This window comes from Amycolatopsis sp. YIM 10, assembly GCF_009429145.1.
Classification (GTDB): Bacteria; Actinomycetota; Actinomycetes; order Mycobacteriales; family Pseudonocardiaceae; genus Amycolatopsis.
Genome location: NZ_CP045480.1, coordinates 5,477,083 through 5,498,672 on the forward strand (window position 1 = coordinate 5,477,083; position 21,590 = coordinate 5,498,672).

Below are 21,590 nucleotides of genomic sequence, written 5' to 3' on the forward strand. Positions count from 1 at the left end.
GTGCCCCCGCCAGGAGCGCCGGTTGCCCGAGGCAGTGGTCCACTTCGGACTCGATCGGCGCGGCCGCCGCGCCCGGTCCGGCCGCGTCATTCGGTCAGCCTGCCACGGACTTCCGTCGTCGCTTCGATGGTCAGCGTGAGGAACCGCGCGATCGTCCGGCGTTCGTTGTCGTCGAGTTCCCGCCACGCCTCGGAGAGCCGTTCGCCCAGCGGCAGGAAGAAGGCCGAGCCGATTTCCCTGGCCTGCTCGTGCATCCGCAGTTCGACCTTGCGGCGGTCGGTGGCGCTGCGATCCCGGTGCAGGTGACCGGCCCGCTCCAGCCGGTCGAGCACCGAGGTGGTGGCCGACGCGCTCAGGTGCAGCGCCCCGGCCAGCCGGCTCGGGCTCATCGGCGCCCCGCGCCGGGCCGCGTCCATGATCACCGCGAGCGCGTTCAGATCGGTGCGGTGCAGCCCGTGCGCCTCGCCGAACATCTCCGCGAACCGGTCGGACTCCACGGTCAGCTGCCGGACCAGGGTGACCAGCACCTCATCACCGATCCGCTCCTGGTCAGCCGCGTCGCTCATACCGGCCGTCCCCTCCCCGAGTTGCCGCCGCCGGGGCGCCACCCTAGTCTTTCGGTCATCGAAATATCCGCCCGCCGAAACACCTCAGCCGAAGGACATCGTTCCATGATCGCCGGTCCCGCGCACGAACCCGCCACGGCCTCACCACCCAGGCGCCTGCGCTGGTTGCTCCCCGCCCTCCTGGTGCTCGCCTGGCTCGTGTTCGGCGCGGTGAGCGGCCCGTACGCGGGCAAGCTCGCCGAGGTCGCCGAGAACGACTCCGCCGCCTTCCTGCCCGCCTCGGCCGAAGCGACCGAGGTCAGCGAACTACAGCGCCAACTCGGTGGCACACAGGCGATTCCGGCGATCGTGGTGCTCGAGCGGACGAGCGGCCTGACCGACGCCGACCGGCAGTTCGCCACCGAGCGGACCCGCGGTTTCGCCGGTGCGTCGCCGCTGATCCCGGCGCCACAGGACAACCAGGCGGCCCGCGTGGTGGTGCCGATCGAGGCCGGGACCGATCCGGCCGACGGCGTCGCCGCGCTGCGGGACGCGGTCGGCCGGGGCGCGCCGGACGGGCTGACTGTGCTGGTCACCGGCCCGGCCGCGCAGGCGGCCGACCTCGGCGAGGCGTTCGGCGGCATCGACGGGCTCCTCCTGCTCGTGGCCGGTGCGGTGGTGGCGGTGATCCTGGTGATCGTCTACCGCAGTCCGCTCCTGCCGTTCCTGGTGCTGCTGTCCGCGGTGTTCGCACTGGGGCTGGCGAGCCTGACCGTGTACCTGCTCGCCGACCACAACGTGCTCGCGCTCAACGGCCAGAGCCAGGGCATCCTGTTCATCCTGGTGTTCGGCGCCGCCACGGACTACGCGCTGCTGCTGGTTTCGCGCTACCGGGAGGAACTGCGCGACACCGCCGACGCGCGCACCGCGCTTCGCTCGGCCTGGCGCGCCACCATCGAGCCGATCACCGCGTCCGCGGGCACGGTGATTCTCGGCGTGCTGTGCCTGCTGTTCAGCGATCTCAACTCCAACAAGGGACTGGGCCCGGTCGCCGCGATCGGCATCGGCGCCGCGCTGCTGACCACGATCACCTTCCTGCCCGCGGTGCTCGCGCTGTGCGGGCGCACCTCGTTCTGGCCGTTCCGCCCCGCCTACGGCTCACCCCACGACTCGGGGAAGCTGTGGGGCCGGGTCGCGGGCTGGATCTCCCGCGCTCCCCGCGTCATCTGGATCGTGACCGTGCTGGTCCTGCTCGGCGGCGCCGCGTTCCTGCCACAGCTCAAGGCTTCCGGCACCGCGCAGTCCGACGTTTTCCTCACCCCGGTGGACTCGGTGGCGGGCCAGGAAGTGCTCTCACGGCACTTCCCCGGCGGCACCGGCTCCCCCACGGTGATCATCGCGAACACCGCGCAGGCTCCCGCGGTCGAAGCCGCCGCCCGCGTCGAAGGCGTGTCCGCGCTCCGGGCCGAACCGGCGGGCGCGCTGACCAGGATCGAAGCCACGCTCACCGATCCGCCCGACTCCGAGGCCGCGACCGCCACCGTCGACCGCCTGCGCACCGCGGTGCACGCGGTCGGCGGCGCGGACGCCAAGGTCGGCGGCCCGACCGCGACCCAGCTCGACACCCAGCGGACCTCGGCGCACGACCGGCTGCTGATCATCCCGATCGTGCTGGTGATGATCTTCCTGGTGCTCGCGCTGCTGTTGCGCTCACTGCTCGCCCCGCTGCTGCTGATCGCCACCGTGGTGCTCTCGTTCGCCACCACCATGGGAATTTCGACACTGGTGTTCAACCACCTGCTCGACTTCCCCGGCGCCGACCCGGTGGTCCCGCTGTTCGGCTTCGTTTTCCTGGTGGCACTGGGAATCGACTACAACATCTTCCTGATGACCCGCGTCCGGGAGGAAGCCAGGCGAGTCGGCACGAGGGAGGGCACGCTGCGCGGTCTCACCCTGACCGGTGGTGTGATCACCTCGGCGGGCGTGGTGCTCGCGGCCACCTTCTCCGCGCTGGCCGTGCTGCCGATCCTGTTCCTCGCGCAGATCGCCTTCATCGTGGCCTTCGGCGTGCTGCTGGACACGCTGATCGTGCGCTCGCTGCTGGTGCCCGCGCTGGCCACCGATCTCGGCGGCCGGATCTGGTGGCCGGCGCGGATCGAGCCGGTCAGCTCGAAGCGCCCAGCGTCGCCGACATCTTCGTCATCAGGTTCTGCTCGTTGAACTCCACGGCGATCCGGAAGTCCGGTCCGCTGATCCACATCGGACCGTCCTCGGTCACCTCGAGGCCGCGGTTCACCGCGTAGGAACCGAAAGCGCGGCGGTGGTCGTGCAGGGTCAGCTCCATCACGCCCTGCTGGAGCACCCGCATGGTGCGGGCGGAGGTCGCGGGCGGCAGGCTCAGTTCCGGGTGCTCCACCAGGAATCCGGCCCTGGTGCCGCCGCCGACCGGGCCCTGGTAACCGGACCAGCGCCCGGTCGCGACCTTGGCCGCCTCCATCATCAGCGACGCGACCTGTGCCGGTTCGGTCGGCGAACCCGGCAGCGCGTCGAACGGGATCTCCGCCTCGGCGAGTTCGGGAATGCCGTGGCGCTCGCCGAACTCCTTGGCCGCCAAGGCGATTCCGAGAACTTCGGGCCGGTAGCCGAACGGGTTCGCCCACGCCCACAGCCACGAACCGGGGCCGGGCGCGGCGCTGCCGAGCAGGTGGACCCGTTCGCAGACGAGCGGGTTCTCCCCGGAGAACTCGAACAGCGGCTGGGCGAGATCCACCCGCCAGGAGTGCTCGCCGACGCGTTCGGACAGGTGCAACTGGTGTTCGAAGGACAGCAGGGCGGCGTCGTCCTGCAACTCGAGAAACGTGGGCATGGCGGGGAGCGTACTGATCCGGCGCCCGCCGCCATGCCGTTTTGGCGAAACTCGAAACCGGACGGGCTCGGCTGCACTCAGCCCGTCTCCGCGGTGACCGGCATCCCGGCCACCGGCACGCCGGTCAGTGCCGCCACCGCGGACGCCATCGCCGCGGACGCCGGCGGGTAGGCGAGTTCGCCCAGCCCGCCCACCGCTTCCCCGGAGTCGACGATGACCACGTCGATCTCCGGCGCCCGGTCGATCCTCGCCCAGGCGTAGTCGCGGAACGAGGACTGCACCACCCGGCCCTCCCGCACGGTGATCTGCGCACCGAACACAGTGGACACCGCGTCGAGGATCCCGCCCTCGACCTGAGCACGCACCCCGGACGGGTGCAGCGCGATCCCGACGTCCACGGCCGCGGTCACCCGGCTGACCACCGGCGTGCCGTCGTGGTCGCGGACGTCGGCGAGCACCGCGATGGCCGAGCCGTAGTCGAGGTGGCAGGCGACCCCGCGCGACACCCCGGCGGGCGGCGGAGCCTTCGCCGCGGCCGCGTCGAGCACCCGCCGCACGCGGGAATCCTCCGGCAGCAACCGGCGGCGCAGCTCGATCTGGTCCAGTCCGGCCCGCAGCCCGGCGGCGGAGAGAAAGCACTCCTCGGCGAAGACGAACTGACCGGCGTAGACCGACCGCCAGAACCCGGTGCGCAACGGCGACGGCCGCAGCACCACCGACGGTTTCCCCGGCACGCGGTAGGGAAAGTGATCCCCGCTGAGCAGCACCAGTTCCGGTTTGCCGAAGAACGGCGCGGTGGTCAGCGGCCAGGTCGCGACCTCGTGGGAGCGCCAGCGCGGCACTCCGTCACGGGCGAGCACCGCGGTGAGCCGGTGCACCGACATCGGCCGGTACGAATCGTGCCGGGTGTCGTCGTCACGCGTCCACAGCAGTTTCACCGGCTTCCCGGTGACGCGCGAGCAGGCGACCGCTTCGAGCACGAAGTCCAGTTCGAAGCGGCGGCCGAACGCACCACCGGACAGCGTCGCGTGCACGGTGACCGCGGCCCGGTCGAGCTTGAGGATCTGCGCCAGCTGGTCGCGGAGGCCGCCGGGATCCTGCGTCGGCGCGTGGATGGTGAGCGTGCCGTCGCCGGGGAGGTGCGCGGTGGCGTTGAGCGGTTCCATCGGGGCGTGCGCCAGCAACGGCAGCCGGTAGGTCAGGTCGAGCCCGACCGGCCCGGGTGGCGTCGGCGGCGCGGGGACCGCGGACGCGAGGTCGGCCAGCCACGCCCGGCTGTCCGCCTGCGGGGTGCCGCCGGTCCAGCCGACCGTCAGCGCGGCGCGCCCGGCGAGCGCGGCGGCGGTCGAATCGGCGATCACGGCCACGCCGCCCTGCGTCCCTTCCGCCGGGTCGAGCCGGATCACCTCGAGCACGCCGGGCACGGCTCGCGCGGCGGTGTCGTCCACGGTGGCCACGGTCGCGCCGAGCCAGTCCGCCCGGCGCACCACGGCGAACTGGGTGCCCGGCTCGCGCACGTCGATGCCGAACCGCGCCCGGCCGGTCACGATGTCGGCGGCGTCGATCCTCGTCGCTTCCTTGCCGAGGAACCGCCATTCGGCTTGCGGGATGAGGGTGACCGGCACGGTCGCCGGGTCGATCGCGGCTGCCTCCGCGACCAGTTCCGCGTAGGCGAGGCGGCCGTGCTGGTCGTGCTCGACGTAGCCGTCGCGCGCGCGGCACCGCGCCACCGGTACCTGCCAGCGCCGGGCCGCCGCCTCGACGAGCAGGCAGCGCGCGGTCGCGCCGGCCGTGCGCAGCGGTTCCATCATCAGGTGCGCCGACTGCGAACCGGCGATCATCTGGGAGCCGTAGCGCGCTGTGTCCCCCGGCGCCTGCCGGACTTCGATCTGCTGCGGGACAACGGAAAGCTCCTCGGCGACGAGCAGCAGGGCGACCGTTCGCACGCCCTGGCCGGTGTCCGGGCGCGGTACGGTCACCTCGATCCGGCCGTCCGCGCCGATGCGCACGAACACGTTGGGCTCGAACTCGTCCGCGCCCTTCTCGGCGGCTCCCGCCATCGGGACGGGAATGGCGACCAGCAACGCCGTGGTACCGGCGGCGGTCAGGAAACCGCGTCTGCTGAGCGTCATCGCCCCTCCTCCCGCGCCAGCTCCGCGGCGGCGTGGACCGCCTTGCGGATGCGCGGATAGGTTCCGCAGCGGCACACGTTGTCCCGCAAGGCTTCGTCGATGTCCGAATCGGACGGTTCGGGGCGGGCGCGCAGCAGCGCCACGGTGCTCATGATCTGCCCGGCCTGGCAGTACCCGCACTGCGCCACGTCGCCGTCGACCCAGGCCCGCTGCACCGGGTGGTCGCCGTGCTCGGACAGGCCCTCGACGGTGGTCACCGCGCGCCCGGCCAGCTCGCCGACCGGCAGCACGCACATCCTGGCCGCCTGATCGTCCACTAAGGACACACAGGCGCCGCAGGCACCGACACCGCAGCCGTACTTCGGCCCGGTCAGGCCGAGCTGGTCGCGCAGCACCCACAGCAGCGGGGTGTCCGCCGCCGCCTCGACCTCCCGCTCGGTCCCGTTGATCCGCAGTCGATACACCGGCACTGGCGCCTCCGAGACGTGGTGGGAGCGGTCCCGCCAGCATCGCACCGACCGAACGGCCGAACAATCGGCCTTTCGGTCGCACGCCGGGGCCACCACGGTGAGGTCGCGATTCCGCCAGCCGCGTGCTCCTCCCATGCTCTAAGGTCTCGACCATGTCTCCGCGGAACCGCGAGCTCGTCCGGCACGCCTGGAAGACCTTCGCCACCCACGACGCCGACCAGATCGCCGCCGTCTTCACCGAAGACGCCGAGTGGCTGGCGCCCCCTGGCAACGCCACGGCCGTCGCGCTGGGCGGTCCTCACCACCTGGTCGGCCGGGCGGCGATCGTGCAGTTCCTGGCCGTGGACTTCCCGCGCTTTTTCGTCAGCGACGTCACCGTCACCTTCCACGGGTTCCACGCCGACGGCGACCGGGTGGTGGTGGAGGAGACCATGACGGCGACGCTGGCCAACGGCAACCACTACGAGAACGACTACTGCTTCGTCTTCGAGCTCCGGGACGGCCTCATCCACCGCGTCCGCGAGTACATGGACACCGCTCGCGGGCATCGCCAGGTCTTCGGCGAGGCACCGTAGCTCAGCCCGCGCGCCAGGCCACGAGCTTGCCCATGTTCGCCACGTAGGTGCTCGTGCTGATCACCTGCGGCCGCGGCACCGGCTGGTACGGCGGTTCCTCCGGCGGGTTCGACGGATCGTAGGGCGACGTGTCGTACCGGTCCCCGACGTGCTTGCTCATGTACGCCTTGCCGTCATACGGCGTGGACGGCGGCGGGCCCTGGTACGGGTTGGTGGTGGCATCCGAGGCGGAGAGCCAGTATTCGCCGCCCACGAGCTTGTCCACCAGCGCGTGGGCGTCGGCGTCCGAGACCACCGGCAACGGCAGTGGCGCGTCGCGGAAGAGGTCGGTCAGCTGGAGGTCCCGCAGCGAGAAGTACCGCGGCAGCGGGATCGCGCCGCCGCTCAACGGCGAGCGCGCCTTGAGGTCGGCGACTTCGCGCGGGGTCAGCGCCATCAGTTCGTCGTAGGTCTTGCGCAGCGCGGCCGTGTCGACCGAACGCCCGCCGGAGTAGTGGCTCAGCGTCGCGCGGTGGTCGTTGTCGGAGTAGTAGGCGCCGTTGCGCACGTTCGACCCGAACCGGTGCACGAACCTGGCCTGGTTGGTGCCGAGGTCGACGAAGGTCGGGTGCGTCCGCCCGGCCAGCAGCGGGTTCTCCGCCAGCTGCCGGGCGGTCAGCAGGCAACTGTCCAACCAGGACAGTGCGGCGGGCACCCCGGCCAGGTAGCCGTGGTCGCCGGTGAGCCGGAAGTAGTGGAACAGCTGCTGGACGTTGGTCTGCGTGGTGTGCGTGGTCAGCGCGCGCGGCTCGTACGAACGCGCGCCGGCCGGCGCACCGGCGGGGCGGCCACCGGCGGCACGCGCCAGGTGCTGCAATCCCCAGCCCGCCTGCGGGCCGGGCTGCTGGAGCCGCCGCAGGCAGTCCATCGCCCGGCGCACCGGGGTGGCCAGCTCCGCCTTGCCGAGGGAAACCATGCACATCAACAGGAACTTGATGTTCTCCCCCAGCACGTCGTCGTTGAAGGTGACGTGGCTGGTGTAGTCGCCGTCCTCCATGCCGTGCCGGATGCCGGTGGGCAGCCACGACGGCAGCACCTCCGGCCACGGCGTGTCCGACACCGGCCGCGGCACCCGCGGGAAGCGCTGCGGCCAGCCACCGTCGGCGATCCCGCCCTTGATCTGCGCCTTGAGCAGGAACCGGAGCACGCGGTCGAGCGCCGCGCGGAACCGGTGGTCACCGCGTTCCAGGTACAGCCGCAGGATCAGCTGGGCCGCCGTCGAAGTACCGGCGTCGTCGAAGGTCGCGTTGCCGTAGTAGTGCTGGAACTCCTCCAGCCGCCACCCGTTCGCGCCGACGGTCTCGTACCACTGCCTCAGCGAAGCCTCACCGGCGAAGTCGTGCACGTAGTTCCAGCCGCCGCCGGGCAGCTGGACCTCGGCCAGCGCCAGGCCGGTCCGCTCGGCCGCACGCCAGAACACCTCGTCACCGGTGGCGTGGTAGGCGTCGAGCAGGCTGTGCCCGACCGACGGCGTGCCCGGCGGCTGCACCCAGCACATGGTGCGCTCGGCCGCCATTTCACCCCAGGTGCGGGCCAGATCCGGCTGGTAGCTCCAGACGTAACCACCGCGGTGGGACAGGTGTTCGTCGAAGAACACCGCCGCCCGGCGCATGGCGGCGGGAACGTCGGGTGCCCCGCCCGCGATGGCCGGTGGTCCGGCGGCGAGCGTGGCCACGGGCACCGCCGTGGCGAGGAAGCCGAACTGACGACGAGTCATGTCCATGCCTGGAGAACCTTTCCCGCAAGCCGCCGATTTTCATATATGTGAACAACATCCACATTTGTAAACGACAGCTTGGCTCGCCGGTCCGCTCCCGTCAATCACTTCCTCGCTCAATGGACGATCGTGAGCACCAGGGAAGCGGCCGACAGCCCCAAAATCCCGGCGGGGAACCACATCGTGTCCAGCACCCGGACCCGTAGGTGCGCGACCACCGCGCCGGCGAAGAACAACGTCAGCCCGGCGGCGGCCGCGATCCCGAGGTGGCGCGAGCCGAACAGCCCGGCCGCCAGGCCGAGCGCGCCGGCGAGCTTGGCCGTGCCGAGCATCGGCAGCCACGACCGCGGCACCTGGACCTTCGCCGCGTTGGCGAGCACGAACCCGGCGCGCAGGTAGTCGGCGATGGCGAAGTACGCGTTGAGCGCCGCCGTCAGGCCGGTGATCAGGAAGAACGCGACAGTCACAGCAACTCCTTGTCCGTGCGGGGAAGTACCGTTTCCCTGACGAACCGGGACCGCGTGAGGTGACCCGGAGATCTTTTCCCGCGGTGGTGTCGAACGGCGCCGGGTCCGTTCGTGGTCAGGGTGAAGGCCCACCGACGAAGGAGTCACCGTGCAGGAGAACGTGAGCGCCACCCTGACCATCGCCGTGCCCGCCGCCACCGTGTTCGCGGTACTGGCGGACCCGACCGCCCACGCCGCGATCGACGGCACCGGCTGGGTGCAGGAGTCCGTCGGCGGGGAGCCGCTGACCGAGGTGGGGCAGCTCTTCCGGATGGACATGCACCACAACGACCATCCCGACGGCGACTACCGCGTGGTCAACCGGGTCGCGGTGATCGAACCGCCGCGTGCCATCGGCTGGCTGACCGGGCAGGAGAAGGACGACGGCACGCTGGAGTTCGGCGGCTGGATCTGGCGGTACGACCTGACGCCGCTCGGCCCGGCCGAAACCGAGGTCACCCTCTCCTACGACTGGTCCGCCGTGCCGGCGTACATCCGGGAATACCTCCAGTTTCCGCCGTTCGGCCCCGACCACCTGATCAACTCACTGCGCCACCTGGCCGAGCTGACGCGAAACAGCTTCACAGAGGCGCCTGCCTGACCGACGATGTCGCGGTGGGTTACGCCGAGCCGCGCCGCCGTCGCGGTAACTACGGTTTCGACGGCGATTTCCGGCTGATACCGGCGAAGTGGCAGGCGGCGGCCATCGTCACGATGTTCGCCGTCCTGCTGGGATTCGTCGTGTTCGATGTCGTCACCGGGCGGACCGGGGCAGCCGTCGCGGGCGGCCTGATCACCGCGCTGCTGGCGTTCACCGCCGCCACGTTCGCCTTCACCACCCGGGCGGGCAAGTTCCAGGTGTGGGACCGCGTGCTCGCCGATCTCGAACTGCGCGGCGACGAGAAGCTGCTCGACCTGGGCTGCGGGCGTGGCGCGGTCCTGCTCGCCGCGGCGGAGTTGCTTCCCGGGGGACGCGCGGTCGGTGTCGACGTGTGGCGGCCCGACCAGACGGGCAACTCGCCGGAGGCCACGCGCCGCAACGCCGAACTGGAGGGCGTGTCCGCGCGGGTTTCGTTGCACACCGCCGACATGACCCGCCTGCCGTTCGCGGACGGCAGCTTCGACGTGGTTGTCAGCGGCTTCGCGCTCCACCACATCCCCACCCCGGCCGGGCGCCGCGCGGCGCTCGACGAGGCGGTGCGCGTCCTGCGCCCCGGTGGCCGCCTAGCCATCGCCGATCTGGGGCACACCCGGAAGTACCTCGCCCATCTGCGAGCCGCGGGCATCGTGACGCCAAGGCGTCGCAACCTCGGCCGGCGCGCCTGGTGGGGCGGTCCGTGGTTCCCCAGCCACTTGGTGACGGGGCGGAAACCTAACCGTTGAACGCCGCGCGATAGGTGTTCGGGCTGATGCCGACCACACGCTTGAACCGGTCGCGGAAGGCCGTCGGGGAGCCGAAGCCGACCTCACCGGCGATCCGGTCGACCGGGTGCGCGGTGGCTTCGAGCAGGTGCTGCGCCCGGCGGATCCGCGCGCGCAGCAGCCACTGCACCGGCGTGGTGCCGGTCTGCTCACGGAACCGCCGGTTCAGCGTGCGCGCGCTCATGCCCGCGTGCGCGGCCATGTCGCCGAGCGTGAGGTCGCGCGCGGAGTTCTCCTCGATCCACCGCAGCAACGGCTCGAACTCCGAACCACGCGGGACCGGCGGCTGCTCGTGGACGATGAACTGCGCCTGCCCGCCTTCGCGTTCCAGCGGCATGACCGACAGCCTGGCGGCGTCCGCGGCGACCGCCGAGCCGTGATCCCGGCGGATCAGGTGCAGGCACAGGTCCAGTCCGGCGGACGCCCCGGCCGAGGTGAGGAGCTGCCCGTTGTCCACGTAGAGCACGTCGGGGTCCACCTCGACCGCGGGATGACGGGCGGCGAGCGCGCCGGCGCACGCCCAGTGCGTGGTGGCGCGGAGCCCGTCGAGCAGCCCGGTGCTCGCGAGGACCAGCGCGCCGGAGCAGATCGACGCGATGCGCGCACCCCGCGCGGCGGCCTGCCGCAACGCTTCGAGCACTTCCTCGGGGACCTCGGTTGGCTCGGCACAACCAGGCACGATCACCGTGTCCGCACCGGCCAGCCCGTCCAGCCCCCACGGAGGTTGGAGGACGAACGCCCCCGCGTCCACACTCGGCGACGGACCGCACACGCGCACCTCGTAGGCCGCGTCGCCGCCGGGCAGCCGCGTGCGGGTGAACACCTCGATCGGTGTGGACAGGTCGAACGGAACGACCTTGTCCAGCGCGAGAACGGCCACGGTGTGCATGTGGCCAATCTAGCCAGGTCGTGTTTTGTCAGCGGCGGAGCCGCTACCCCGGCTGGGCGGACAGCGGGACCGGGCCGAAGCAGGTGCTCAGGTCGGCGAAGGCGCACCAAGCCGGGCGCCGCTTGGGCAGGTAGTCCGAGGGCACGCCCGCCCCGGAGATCGTCTCGCGGTACGCGGGCACCGCCTCGGTCGGGCGCCGGGTCAGCGCCGGGTCGGTGAGGGCGTCCACTGTGTACAGCCCGAACCGCGCCCGGTAGCTGCCCCACTCGTAGTTGTCGGTGATGCTCCAGTAGTTGTAGCCGATCACCTCGACGCCCTCGGCGATCGCGCGCTGCATCCAGTACACGTGGTCGCGCAGGTGGTCGGCCCGGGTGTAACCGTCCGCGCGCGGCTTGCCGTTGTCGGTGGGCATGCCGTTCTCCACCACGTACACCGGCAGTTCCGGGAACTTCTTGTGGTAGGTCTTGAGCGCGTGGTAGATCCCGTCCGGCTGCGGGTCGATCTTCCAGAACTCGTCGGTGGCACCGTAGATCGCGCTCAGGTTGTCCAGGCTGGCGCCGTAGTAGTAGTCGATCCCGGTGAAGTCCAGCTTGTCGCGCACCTTGTCCACGAAGGACGCGTCGTCGAACCACTGCAGTGGCGGCGGTTTGACCGCGACGTTGCTGCTCACCTTCGCACCGGGGTCGAGCTGGTGGATCAGGTCGTAACCGCGGCGGTGCGCGGTGACCAGGTTCCGCATCATCGCGTCGGACTGGAAGATGTTCAGCCCGCCGTTGCGCTCCTCGAAGCTCCGGTAGATCGTCGCCTCGTTGAAGGTGATCCAGAGCGCGCCCTTGCCGGAGTAGCGCTGCGCCACCAGTCCGGCGAAGTTCAGCCAGCTGTCCACTGTGGACGCGTTCGTCCAGCCACCGCGGTCGACGATCCAGCCGGGATGGGTGAAGTGCGTCAGGGTGATCATCGGTGTCATCCCGGCCGCCTCGATCTCACGCACCATGCCGTCGTAGAGCGCCAGCGCCGACTGGTCGATCTCTCCCGGCCGCGGTTCGACCCGCGGCCACTCCACGCTGATGCGGAAGGTGTTCACGCCCATGTCCTTGGCGAGCGCGATGTCCGCGGCGTAGCGGTTGCGGAAGTCGACGGCGTTGGCGTACGGGTCGTGCACGGTGGCGGCGCCGCCGTCGACGTAGCGGCGCCAGTTGCTGTCCGGCGCGTCGCCCTCGGTCTGGAAACCCGCGGTGGCCACGCCCCAGTGGAACCCGGCGGGCACTCTCGGAATGGGCACCGCGGCCTGGGCCACCGCACCGGGCAGGGCCATCGGGAGGAGCAGGACCAGTGCCGCCGCCACACGCCATCGGATCGCCATACCGGCGAGTATGCAAGGGGTCCCTTGCACAGCGCAAGGGTACCCTTGCGTCCATGTCCGGCGAAACACGTGCGCGGATCATGGACGAGGCGCTGGCGCAGTTCGCCGAGCGCGGGTTCGGCGGCACCACGATCAGCTCGATCGAGCGCGGTGTCGGCCTGGCCGAGGGCACCGGCTCGTTCCACCGCCACTTCCCGTCCAAGCGCGCCGTGCTGGACGCGGTGGTCGAACGCGAACTGGTGCGGCTGCGTGAGATCCGGCCCGAACGCGAGCGCGACCCCGGCCGTCCACTGGCCGAGCGGCTCGCCGGTGACCTGGAGTTCCTGCGTGAGGTCCGCCCGCTGATCGAGATCCTGATCCGCGAGCGCGGCACCATGCCCCACCTGGTGCGGCGCGTTCAGGAGGTGCTGCTCGACGGCGGGCTGACCGGAATCGCCGGTGACCTGGACACCAGGTCCGGCGATCCGGCCGCCGCCGCGACGGTCCTGCTCTGCGCGACCGTGGGTTACTTCCTCACCTCGGAGTTCTTCGGCGCCGACCCCGGCGGGGTGGACACCGAGCGCTACACCCGGGTGCTGGCCGAACTCCTGTCCCCCGACCGGCGCTGACGCACGGACCGCGCCAGCGGCCAGAGCGCGACCAGCACGAACGCGCCGAGCAGCACCCCGGAGATCGGGCGGGTGAAGAACCCGGCCGGATTGCCGTCGAAGATCAGCAGGGACCGCCGCAGCGACTCCTCCAGCAGCGAGCCGAGCACGAACGCCAGCACCAGCGGTCCCGGTTCGAAGCCGAGCTTCTTCATCAGGTAGCCGAGCGCGCCGAAGGCGATCACCAGCACGATGTCGAACACGTCGTTGTTGACCGTGTAGACGCCGATCAGCGTGATCAGCACGGTGATCGGGGCGAGCACGGTGGCCCGCACGCGCAGGATCTTCACGAACAGCCCGACCAGCGGAATGCTCATGATCAACAGCAGGATGTTGCCGAGGTACATCGAGTTGATGACGCCCCAGAACAGCTCCGGTTCCTCGGAGACCAGCTGCGGGCCCGGTGTCACGCCCTGGATGAGCAGCGCGCCGAAGATGACCGCCATGGTGGCGTTCGCCGGGATCCCGAGCGTCAGCAACGGGATGAACGACGAGGTGGCGGCCGCGTTGTTGGCCGACTCCGGCGCGGCGACACCCTCCACCGCGCCCTTGCCGAACCGGCTCGGGTCCTTGGCGCGCCGCTTCTCGATCGCGTAGGCAGCCAGTGACGACAGCGTGGCGCCACCACCGGGCAGGATGCCGAGCACAAAACCGAGCACGGAACCACGGCCGATGGCACCGGAGGACTGCTTCAGATCCTTTCGCGACGGCCACACGTTGGCCACCGTGGCGGGCGCCTGGGCGGCGCGGTGGCGCTGTTCGAGGTTGTAGAGGATCTCGCCGAGCCCGAACAGGCCCATCGCGATCGGCACGAAGTCCAGGCCGTCGGCCAGCGACAGGTTGTCGAAGGTGAACCGCTCGGCCGCGGTGAATCCGTCACGGCCGACCGTGGCCAGCAGCAGCCCGAGGCAGGCGGCGATCAGCGCCTTGAGCCGGTTGCCGCTGCTGACCGTGGAGACCAGCAGGATGCCGAGCAGTGCCAGCGCGGTGTATTCGGGCGGGCCGAAGTCCAGCGCGAACCCGGCGACCAGCGGTGCCAGCAGGGAAAGCGCGATGATGGACACCGTGCCGCCGACGAACGAGCCGATCGCCGCGATGCCGAGCGCGGTGCCGGCCCGGCCCTGCTTGGCCATCGCGTGCCCGTCGAACACGGTCACCACCGAGGAGGCCTCGCCGGGCAGCTTCAACAGCACCGAGGTGATCGTGCCGCCGTACTGCGCGCCGTAGAAGATCCCGGCCAGCATGATGATCGCGGTCACCGGCTCGATGCCGAAGGTCAGCGGCAGCAGGATGGCGATGGTGGCCGCCGGGCCGAGGCCGGGCAGCACCCCGATCAGCATGCCGATCACCACGCCGAGCAGGCAGTACAGCAGGTTCGTCGGTTCGGCGACGACCGCGAAGCCGTCGAGAACGGGGGTCAGGTCCACGGCCCCTCCTAGAGCAGATGTGGGATCGGCACGGACAGGGCGCCGACGAAGACGGCGTAGAACACCGCCACCACCGCGACACTGCCCACAATGGACAGACGCCAGCTTTCGCGGCCGAGCAGGCGGAGCCACGCCACGCAGAGCAGCGTGGCCGGGATCTCGAAGCCGATGTACTCGATGACCAGGACGAAGAAGACCATCGTCGCCAGGCCCGCGAGCACCAGCCAGCTCGAACTCGAGAACTTCTCGGTGTCGGACGGCTGGCGGAACCGCACCAGCAAGACGGCGCTGAGCACCACCAGCGCGCCCCCGAGCAGGAGCGGCCACATCCCGGAGTCGGGCTCGCTCGCGGTGCCGACGCCGAGCACCAGCGAGGCGATCACCGCCACCACACCGATCCCGAGCAGCACCACCGCGGTCACCGCGTTGGTCAGCGGCCCGGCGGCCGGTGGCCGCTCCTCGTCGGTAACGTCCATTTCGGACACTTCGGGGTCCTCCTCCCGGCCGGTCATTCGGAGTCACCCAGATCGATCCGGAACCGCTCGGTCACCGCGCGATAGGTCTCCAGGTTCGCCGTCCACTGGCGGCGCAGCTCCGCGCCGTCGACCTCGTTCGGCGTGAGCAGGTTGTCCTGGTTGAACTTCTGGTAGGCCGGGGTGGCGAACACCTTCTGGAACGCCATGCGCAGCTTCTGCAGGATCTCCACCGGCGTGCCCTTGGGCGCGAAGATCGCGCGCGACTGCTGCACCGGCACCTGGTAGCCCACCTCCACCGCGGTCGGCGTGCCGGGCAGGTACGCCGGGCGCCGTTCGGCGAAGGTGACGATCGGCTTGAGCTGCCCGGACACGATCTGCTCGCTCGCCTCGCCCAGCTGGACCGCGCCGACGTCGACCTGACCGCCGAGCACCGCGGTCATGGTCGGCGAACCACCGTCGAACGGCACCGCCGTGCCGGCGATCCCGGCCTGGGCGAACAGCAGCGCCTGCGCGAGCTGGCTGCCGGTGCCCGCGCCCGTGGTGCCGTAGGTCAGCGGGCGGCCCGCGCGCTTGAGGTCCTCGATCGTGCCGAACCCGGACCCTGGCGCGGTGACCAGCACGTAGTCGTCCTGCGAAACGCCGGTGACCACCTCGTAGTCGGCGATGTCGATCGCCTGCTTCGCCGGCACGGCCAGCGGGGTGATGTAGGCGAGACTGCCGTTGTAGACCATCAGCGTGTGGCCGTTGGCCTTCTTGCCGCTGAGTTCCCTGGCCGCCAGCGCGCCGTTGGCCCCCGGTTTGTTCTCCACGGTGACCGGCACACCGAGGTCGCCGGTCACGCCGTCGGCCAGTGCCCTGGCGATCAGGTCGGTGCTGCCGCCGGGATCCGCGCCCGCGTAGATGGTGATCGGGTCGCCGTTGGGATAGTCCTTCGCCGCGGCGTCCGCACCGCCGCCCAGATTTCCGCCGCACCCGGCGAGCGGCGCGACCAGGGCGAGTCCCAGGCCGAGCACCACCCAGCGGCGTGCGCCGCGCTTCCTGGTCATGTCGTTCTCTCCTTCGAGAAGCGGCCAGAGGGAAGGGAGCGTATGGGCGGCATTCGATGTCTGTCCAAATCCGATTGGGCATGGATTGATACCTTCACTGCATGACCTTCACGCTGGAACAGCTCCGCGGTTTTGTCGCCGTGGCGGACGAGCTGCACTTCGGCCGCGCGGCGGCCCGGCTGAAGATGACCCAGCCGCCGCTGAGCAGGCAGATCCAGAAGCTGGAGCGGGCGGTGGACGCGCAGCTGCTGGTCCGCGACAACCGCCGCGTCGAGCTGACCGCCGCGGGCGAGGTGTTCCTGCTCGAAGCCCGGCGGCTGCTCTCCCTCGCCGACGCCGCGCCGGACCTGGCGCGCCGGGTGTCCTCGGGATCGACCGGCATGGTGCGCATCGGCTTCACCGCGGCCTCGACCTACGGCGTGCTCGGCAGGCTGCTCAACCGGCTCAGCGCGGAACTGCCCGAGGTGGACGTCGGCCTCGGCGAGATGGTCACCAGGGAACAGGTGGCCGGACTGCGCAACGAGGAGATCGACCTCGGGCTCGCGCGGCCGCCCTTCGACCACAAGACGTTCAGCTCGCACCTGCTCCACCGCGAGGCGATGCTGGTCGCCGCGCCCACCGGGCACCTGCTGCTCGAACTCGGCCGCGACGTCACCGCCGCCGACGTGGCCGACGAGCCGGTGATCATGCACTCCCCCACCGAGGCCAGGTACTTCTACGACCTGGTGGTCGGCATCGTGCCGATCGCGCACCAGAACACGGTGCACACGGTCAGCCAGGTGCTGACCATGCTCTGGCTGGTCGCCGCCGGGCGCGGGATCGCCTTCGTGCCCGCGTCGGCGGCCCGGCTGTCCATCGCGGGTGTCGGCTTCGTCCGGCTGGCGACCGCGGTCCCGCAGCCGGCCGAACTGCACCTGCTGTGGCGGCGCGACTCCCCGAACCCCGCGCTGTGGCGCGCGCTGGAGGTGTTGAAGGACTTCACCCCGCTCCAGTGATGCCGCACAGGTATCAAGCAATGCGAAACAGCACTTGGACAAGCATCGAGTTCCGTACTTACGGTGATCGTGACCGCCGCACCACAACGCGGAGCCACCGGATTCCAAGGGGACGACCACCGTGACGCTGACGCAGCCCGATGCCCTGGCCGAGAAGCTGACCTCCGGGCTGCTTTCCTTCCCGGTGACGCATTTCGACGCCGAACTGCGCTTCGACGAGCCGCGCTACCGCGAGCACCTGGCCTGGCAGGCGAGCTGCGGCGCGGCCGGGCTGTTCGCCGCGGGCGGTACCGGCGAGGGCTTTTCCCTCACCCCGGCCGAGATCGACCAGGTGGTCCGCGCGGCCGTCAGCGAGGCGGGCGCCACCGTGCCGGTGGTCGCCCCGGCCACCGGCGCCACCGCGGTCTCGGTCGAGCAGGCCAAGGCCGCCGAAGCCGCCGGCGCGTCCGGCATCCTGCTCTTCCCGCCGTACCTGACCGAGGCCTCGCAGCGCGGGCTGGTCGAGCACATCAGCGCGGTGTGCCGGGCCACCCGGCTCGGCGTGATCGTCTACAGCCGCGCCAACGCCGTGCTGTCGGACACCACCGTGGCCGAGGCCGCCGAGCGCAACCCGAACCTCATCGGCCTCAAGGACGGCGTCGGCGACATCGAGCGGATGACCCGCACCTACGCCAGGGTCGGCGACCGGCTGATCTACATCGGCGGCCTGCCCACCGCCGAGACCTTCGCGCTGCCGCTGCTGCAGCTCGGCGTGTCCACCTACTCCTCGGCGCTGTACAACTTCGTGCCCGAGTTCGCGGTCAAGTTCTACACCGCGGTCCGCGCGCAGGACCGGACCGCCGTGTACCGCATGCTCTCCGACTTCGTGTTGCCGTACCTGGACATCCGCGACCGGGCCAAGGGGTACGCGGTGTCCATCATCAAGGCCGGGCTGACCGCGGTCGGCCGCGACGGCGGTCCGGTGCGGCCGCCGCTGACCGATCTGACCGCCGGCGAGCTGGCCGAGCTGAGCACGCTGATCGACAAGGCCGCGCGATGAGCACGCCGTCGGTCGCCACCGTCGAAGTGGTTCCGGTGGCCGGTCATGACAGCATGCTGTTGAACCTCAGTGGCGCGCACGGTCCGTTCTTCACCCGCAACGTGGCCATCGTGACCGACAGCGAAGGCCGCACGGGACTCGGCGAAGTCCCCGGCGGTGAGGCGATCCGGCGCACCATCGAGGAGGCGGGCGAACTGCTCGCCGGGCAGCCGGTCGCCCGGTTCGCCTCGCTGCTGCGCCAGGTCGCGGAGACCTTCGCCGACCGCGACGCGGGCGGGCGCGGGCTCCAGACCTTCGACCTGCGCACCACCGTGCACGCGGTGACCGCGCTGGAATCCGCGCTGCTCGACCTGCACGGGCAGTACCTCGGCGTGCCGGTGGCCGAACTGCTCGGCGACGGGCAGCAGCGCACGGCCGTGCCGATGCTGGGCTACCTGTTCTACATCGGTGACCGCGAACGCACCGATCTTCCTTATGCGGTCGAGGAAAACCCGGCGGACGACTGGACGAGGCTGCGTCGCGAAGCGGCGCTCGGCCCGGAAGCGGTGGTCAAGCTCGCCGAGGCCGCCCAACAGCGGTACGGCTTCGCCGACTTCAAGTTGAAGGGCGGCGTTTTCACCGCGGAGCAAGAGATCGAGGCCGTGCGCGCGCTGGCCGAGCGCTTCCCGGACGCCCGCATCACGCTCGACCCCAACGGCGCGTGGGCGCTCGACGAGGCGATCGCGCTGTGCCGCGACCTGCACGGCGTGCTGGCCTACGCCGAGGACCCGGTCGGTGCCGAGGGCGGGTTCTCCGGCCGCGAGACGATGGCGGAGTTCCGCCGGGCCACCGGACTGCGCACCGCGACCAACATGATCGCCACCGACTGGCGGCAGCTGACCCACGCGCTGCGCGCGGACGCGGTGGACATCCCGCTGGCCGACCCGCACTTCTGGACGATGCGCGGCTCGGTCCGGGTGGCCCAGCTCTGCGCGGATTCCGGGCTCACCTGGGGTTCGCACTCGAACAACCACTTCGACATCTCGCTGGCGATGTTCACCCACGCCGGCGCCGCCGCTCCCGGCCCGATCACCGCGCTCGACACGCACTGGATCTGGCAGGACGGCCAGGCGCTGACCCGGCGTCCGCCGCGGATCTCCGGTGGTGAGGTCGCCGTGCCCGACGCGCCCGGCCTCGGTGTCGAACTCGACCGCGACGCGCTGGCCGCCGCGCACGAGCTGTACCGCGAGCACGGGCTCGGCGCCCGCGACGACGCGGTGGCCATGCGTTACCTCGTGCCCGGCTGGCAGTTCGACCCCAAGCGGCCCTGCCTGGTCCGCTGACCGTCTACTGAGGACCGTCTACTGAGGAGTCATCCATGTCCCCCAGCGCCGTGCTCGACCGGATCGCCTCGGTGAAGCTGTCGTCGGTGACCCTGCCGCTGCCGACCGGGATCAGCGACGCCAAGGTGCTGACCGGCAGGCAACGCCCGATGACCGAGGTGGTGTTCCTGTTCGCCGAGATCACCACCGATTCCGGGGCCGGGGGCGTCGGCTTCGGCTATTCGAAGCGGGCGGGCGGCCCGGCCCAGTTCGCCCACGCGCGCGAGGTCGCGCCGGACCTGATCGGCGAGGACCCCAGCGACATCGGCAGGCTGTGGACCAAGCTGACCTGGGCGGGCGCGTCGGTCGGCCGCAGCGGCGCCGCCACCCAGGCGCTGGCCGCGATCGACGTGGCGCTGTGGGATCTCAAGGCCAAGCGCGCCGGGCTGCCGCTGGCCAAACTCCTTGGGGCGTACCGGGATTCGGTGCGCTGCTACAACACCTCCGGCGGGTTCCTGCACGAGTCGGTCGAGCAGATCAAGGAGAACGCCATCCGCACGCTGGAGTCCGGCGTGGGCGGCATCAAGATCAAGGTCGGCCAGCCGGACCTGGCCGAGGACCTGCGCCGGGTGGCCGCGATCCGCGAGCACCTCGGTGACGGCGTGCCGCTGATGGTCGACGCGAACCAGCAGTGGGACCGGCCGACCGCGATGCGGGCCGGGCGCGCGCTGGAGGAGTTCGGCCTGGTCTGGATCGAGGAGCCGCTGGACGCCTACGACGCCGAGGGGCACGCCGAACTGGCGCGGTCGCTGACCACCGCGGTGGCCACCGGCGAGATGCTGACCAGCGTCGCCGAGCACTACGAGCTGATCCGCCACGGCGCGGCCGACATCCTGCAGCCCGACGCGCCGCGCATCGGCGGCATCACCCAGTTCCTCAAGCTGGCGACGCTGGCCGACCACCGGAATCTCCAGCTGGCCCCGCACTTCGCCATGGAGATCCACGTGCACCTGGCCGCGGCCTATCCGCACGAGCCGTGGGTGGAGCACTTCGACTGGCTGTACCCGCTGTTCAACGAGCGGCTGGAGATCAGCGGCGGCCGGATGCACCTGTCCGCCCGGCCGGGGCTCGGTATCACGCTGAGCGAGCAGGCCCGTGCCTGGACCACCGACAGCGTGGAAATCGGCAACGATCGACAAGCCCGCATGATCACTGCGTGAACGCTGTCCTCGGTGGTTTCGCCACCCTGCTCGCGGTCATCGCCGTCGGCTGGGTGACCGGCCGCACCGGCGTCCTCGGCGCCGGTGCGGCCGAAATGCTGTCCCGGCTGTCGTACTACGTGGCCACCCCGGCGCTGCTCCTGCTCACCCTGGCCGACGCCGACCCGTCGGCGCTGCTGTCGACCACGCTGGTCGCCACCGCGGGCAGCGCCGTGCTGTGCGCGCTGCTGTACTCGGTGGTGGTCTATTGGTGGCGTCGGCCGAAAGCGGCGCAGCTGGCGACCGGCGCACTGTCCACTTCGTACGTCAACGCGGGCAATCTGGGCGTGGCGATCGCGGTCTACGTGCTCGGTGACGCGTCCTATGTGGCGCCGGTGCTGTTGTTCCAGGTGCTGGTGCTGGCGCCGATCGGGCTGACCGTGCTGGCGTCCGGGTCTTCGGAGACTTCCCCTCGGCGCCTGCTCACCCAGCCGCTGCGCACCCCGGTGGTGATCGGCTGCGCGATCGGCCTCGCCCTGTCGATGCTGGACTGGCGCCCGCCGGAGCTGGTGCTGCGGCCGATCGAGCTGCTCGCGGGCCTGGCCGTACCCGCTGCCCTGCTCGCCTACGGCACCAGCCTGCACGGCTCCCCTCGCCCGGCGACGGGCAGCCAGGCGGGCCCGATCTGGCTGGCGGTGGGCCTGAAGACGATCGCGCAACCCGCGATGGCCTTCGGCCTGGGCAGCGCGGTGCAACTCAGCGGCACCGCGCTGCTGGCCGTCACCGTCACCTCCGCCCTGCCGACGGCGCAGAACGTGTTCGTGTACGCCACTTCCCACGGCCAGGACACCGAACTGGCCAGGGACGTCATCCTGCTGACCACCATGCTCTCGATCCCGGTACTGGCCGGAATCGCCGTCCTGCTCGGGTGAGCCG

Annotated in this window: 21 protein-coding genes; 10 read left to right on the plus strand and 11 right to left on the minus strand. The window is 71.0% G+C overall.

Annotated features, from left to right (window positions below; all coding sequences use genetic code 11):
• Positions 1-86: 86 nt before the first annotated feature.
• Complete coding sequence (locus YIM_RS25970) at positions 87-566, minus strand: MarR family winged helix-turn-helix transcriptional regulator (protein ID WP_153032827.1); 480 nt, start codon at positions 564-566, stop codon at positions 87-89.
• A gap of 105 nt (positions 567-671) precedes the next feature.
• Here YIM_RS25970 and YIM_RS25975 point away from each other — a divergent pair, with 105 nt between their 5' ends.
• The gene (locus tag YIM_RS25975) at positions 672-2,765 is read left to right on the plus strand and encodes an MMPL family transporter (protein WP_153032828.1); all 2,094 of its coding nucleotides are present in this window, start codon (positions 672-674) and stop codon (positions 2,763-2,765) included.
• On the opposite strand, the gene YIM_RS25980 is transcribed toward YIM_RS25975, so the two are convergent.
• The 3 genes from YIM_RS25980 to YIM_RS25990 all read right to left on the minus strand — a co-directional run bounded on the left by YIM_RS25980 (position 2,710) and on the right by YIM_RS25990 (position 6,007).
• Entirely contained in the window at positions 2,710-3,411 is a 702-nt protein-coding gene (locus YIM_RS25980; RefSeq protein WP_153032829.1) for a DUF6882 domain-containing protein, read from the minus strand. The two genes, YIM_RS25975 and YIM_RS25980, sit on opposite strands and share 56 nt — an antisense overlap.
• A gap of 77 nt (positions 3,412-3,488) precedes the next feature.
• Entirely contained in the window at positions 3,489-5,543 is a 2,055-nt protein-coding gene (locus YIM_RS25985; protein WP_153032830.1) for a xanthine dehydrogenase family protein molybdopterin-binding subunit, read from the minus strand.
• Positions 5,540-6,007, minus strand: a complete 468-nt coding sequence (locus tag YIM_RS25990) for a (2Fe-2S)-binding protein (RefSeq protein WP_153037251.1) — start codon at positions 6,005-6,007, stop codon at positions 5,540-5,542. Before YIM_RS25990 ends, YIM_RS25985 begins: the two co-directional genes overlap by 4 nt.
• A gap of 158 nt (positions 6,008-6,165) precedes the next feature.
• Between YIM_RS25990 and YIM_RS25995 the strand changes: the two genes are divergently transcribed.
• Positions 6,166-6,588, plus strand: coding sequence for a nuclear transport factor 2 family protein (locus YIM_RS25995; RefSeq protein ID WP_153032831.1), 423 nt, complete (start codon positions 6,166-6,168; stop codon positions 6,586-6,588).
• A gap of 1 nt (position 6,589) precedes the next feature.
• Here YIM_RS25995 and YIM_RS26000 read toward each other — a convergent pair whose 3' ends face one another.
• Together YIM_RS26000 and YIM_RS26005 are read right to left on the minus strand one after the other, a co-directional pair.
• Positions 6,590-8,350 (minus strand): pectate lyase, encoded by a 1,761-nt coding sequence (locus tag YIM_RS26000; RefSeq protein WP_228004015.1) that lies wholly within the window; start codon positions 8,348-8,350, stop codon positions 6,590-6,592.
• A gap of 110 nt (positions 8,351-8,460) precedes the next feature.
• A complete protein-coding gene (locus YIM_RS26005; protein WP_228004016.1) occupies positions 8,461-8,811 on the minus strand; it encodes a DoxX family protein in 351 nt (116 codons plus the stop codon).
• A 148-nt stretch (positions 8,812-8,959) separates the two neighbouring features.
• On the opposite strand from YIM_RS26005, the gene YIM_RS26010 reads away from it, so the two are divergent.
• Positions 8,960-9,451: an SRPBCC family protein gene (locus YIM_RS26010; RefSeq protein WP_153032833.1), complete on the plus strand. Its 492-nt coding sequence runs from the start codon at positions 8,960-8,962 to the stop codon at positions 9,449-9,451.
• Positions 9,452-9,465: 14 nt separating this feature from the next.
• Positions 9,466-10,233, plus strand: a complete 768-nt coding sequence (locus YIM_RS26015; protein WP_228004017.1) for a class I SAM-dependent methyltransferase — start codon at positions 9,466-9,468, stop codon at positions 10,231-10,233.
• Here the strand turns inward: YIM_RS26015 and YIM_RS26020 are convergent.
• The gene (locus YIM_RS26020) at positions 10,223-11,161 is read right to left on the minus strand and encodes a GlxA family transcriptional regulator (RefSeq protein ID WP_153032834.1); all 939 of its coding nucleotides are present in this window, start codon (positions 11,159-11,161) and stop codon (positions 10,223-10,225) included. The genes YIM_RS26015 and YIM_RS26020 overlap by 11 nt on opposite strands.
• A gap of 43 nt (positions 11,162-11,204) precedes the next feature.
• Complete coding sequence (locus YIM_RS26025; protein WP_153032835.1) at positions 11,205-12,524, minus strand: glycoside hydrolase family 1 protein; 1,320 nt, start codon at positions 12,522-12,524, stop codon at positions 11,205-11,207.
• 53 nt (positions 12,525-12,577) lie between these two features.
• Here YIM_RS26025 and YIM_RS26030 point away from each other — a divergent pair, with 53 nt between their 5' ends.
• Positions 12,578-13,132 (plus strand): TetR/AcrR family transcriptional regulator, encoded by a 555-nt coding sequence (locus YIM_RS26030; RefSeq protein ID WP_153032836.1) that lies wholly within the window; start codon positions 12,578-12,580, stop codon positions 13,130-13,132.
• On the opposite strand, the gene YIM_RS26035 is transcribed toward YIM_RS26030, so the two are convergent.
• From YIM_RS26035 to YIM_RS26045, 3 genes are read right to left on the minus strand one after another with little or no spacing between them, the layout of a single operon-like run.
• Complete coding sequence (locus tag YIM_RS26035; RefSeq protein WP_153032837.1) at positions 13,087-14,598, minus strand: tripartite tricarboxylate transporter permease; 1,512 nt, start codon at positions 14,596-14,598, stop codon at positions 13,087-13,089. The genes YIM_RS26030 and YIM_RS26035 overlap by 46 nt on opposite strands.
• Positions 14,599-14,606: 8 nt before the next feature.
• Positions 14,607-15,110 (minus strand): tripartite tricarboxylate transporter TctB family protein, encoded by a 504-nt coding sequence (locus tag YIM_RS26040; protein ID WP_153032838.1) that lies wholly within the window; start codon positions 15,108-15,110, stop codon positions 14,607-14,609.
• Positions 15,107-16,120: a tripartite tricarboxylate transporter substrate binding protein gene (locus tag YIM_RS26045; protein WP_153032839.1), complete on the minus strand. Its 1,014-nt coding sequence runs from the start codon at positions 16,118-16,120 to the stop codon at positions 15,107-15,109. Before YIM_RS26045 ends, YIM_RS26040 begins: the two co-directional genes overlap by 4 nt.
• 101 nt (positions 16,121-16,221) lie before the next feature.
• Here YIM_RS26045 and YIM_RS26050 point away from each other — a divergent pair, with 101 nt between their 5' ends.
• The 5 genes from YIM_RS26050 to YIM_RS26070 all read left to right on the plus strand — a co-directional run bounded on the left by YIM_RS26050 (position 16,222) and on the right by YIM_RS26070 (position 21,586).
• Positions 16,222-17,115: a LysR substrate-binding domain-containing protein gene (locus tag YIM_RS26050; protein ID WP_113692101.1), complete on the plus strand. Its 894-nt coding sequence runs from the start codon at positions 16,222-16,224 to the stop codon at positions 17,113-17,115.
• Between the two features lie 121 nt (positions 17,116-17,236).
• Positions 17,237-18,154, plus strand: coding sequence for a 5-dehydro-4-deoxyglucarate dehydratase (kdgD, locus tag YIM_RS26055; RefSeq protein WP_153032840.1), 918 nt, complete (start codon positions 17,237-17,239; stop codon positions 18,152-18,154).
• A complete protein-coding gene (locus tag YIM_RS26060) occupies positions 18,151-19,476 on the plus strand; it encodes an enolase C-terminal domain-like protein (protein WP_153032841.1) in 1,326 nt (441 codons plus the stop codon). The genes kdgD and YIM_RS26060 overlap by 4 nt, the downstream gene beginning before the upstream one ends.
• A 35-nt stretch (positions 19,477-19,511) precedes the next feature.
• On the plus strand, positions 19,512-20,675 hold the full coding sequence (locus YIM_RS26065; protein ID WP_153032842.1) for a mandelate racemase/muconate lactonizing enzyme family protein: 1,164 nt from the start codon (positions 19,512-19,514) through the stop codon (positions 20,673-20,675).
• Positions 20,672-21,586, plus strand: a complete 915-nt coding sequence (locus YIM_RS26070) for an AEC family transporter (protein WP_153032843.1) — start codon at positions 20,672-20,674, stop codon at positions 21,584-21,586. The genes YIM_RS26065 and YIM_RS26070 overlap by 4 nt, the downstream gene beginning before the upstream one ends.
• Positions 21,587-21,590 lie beyond the last annotated feature (4 nt).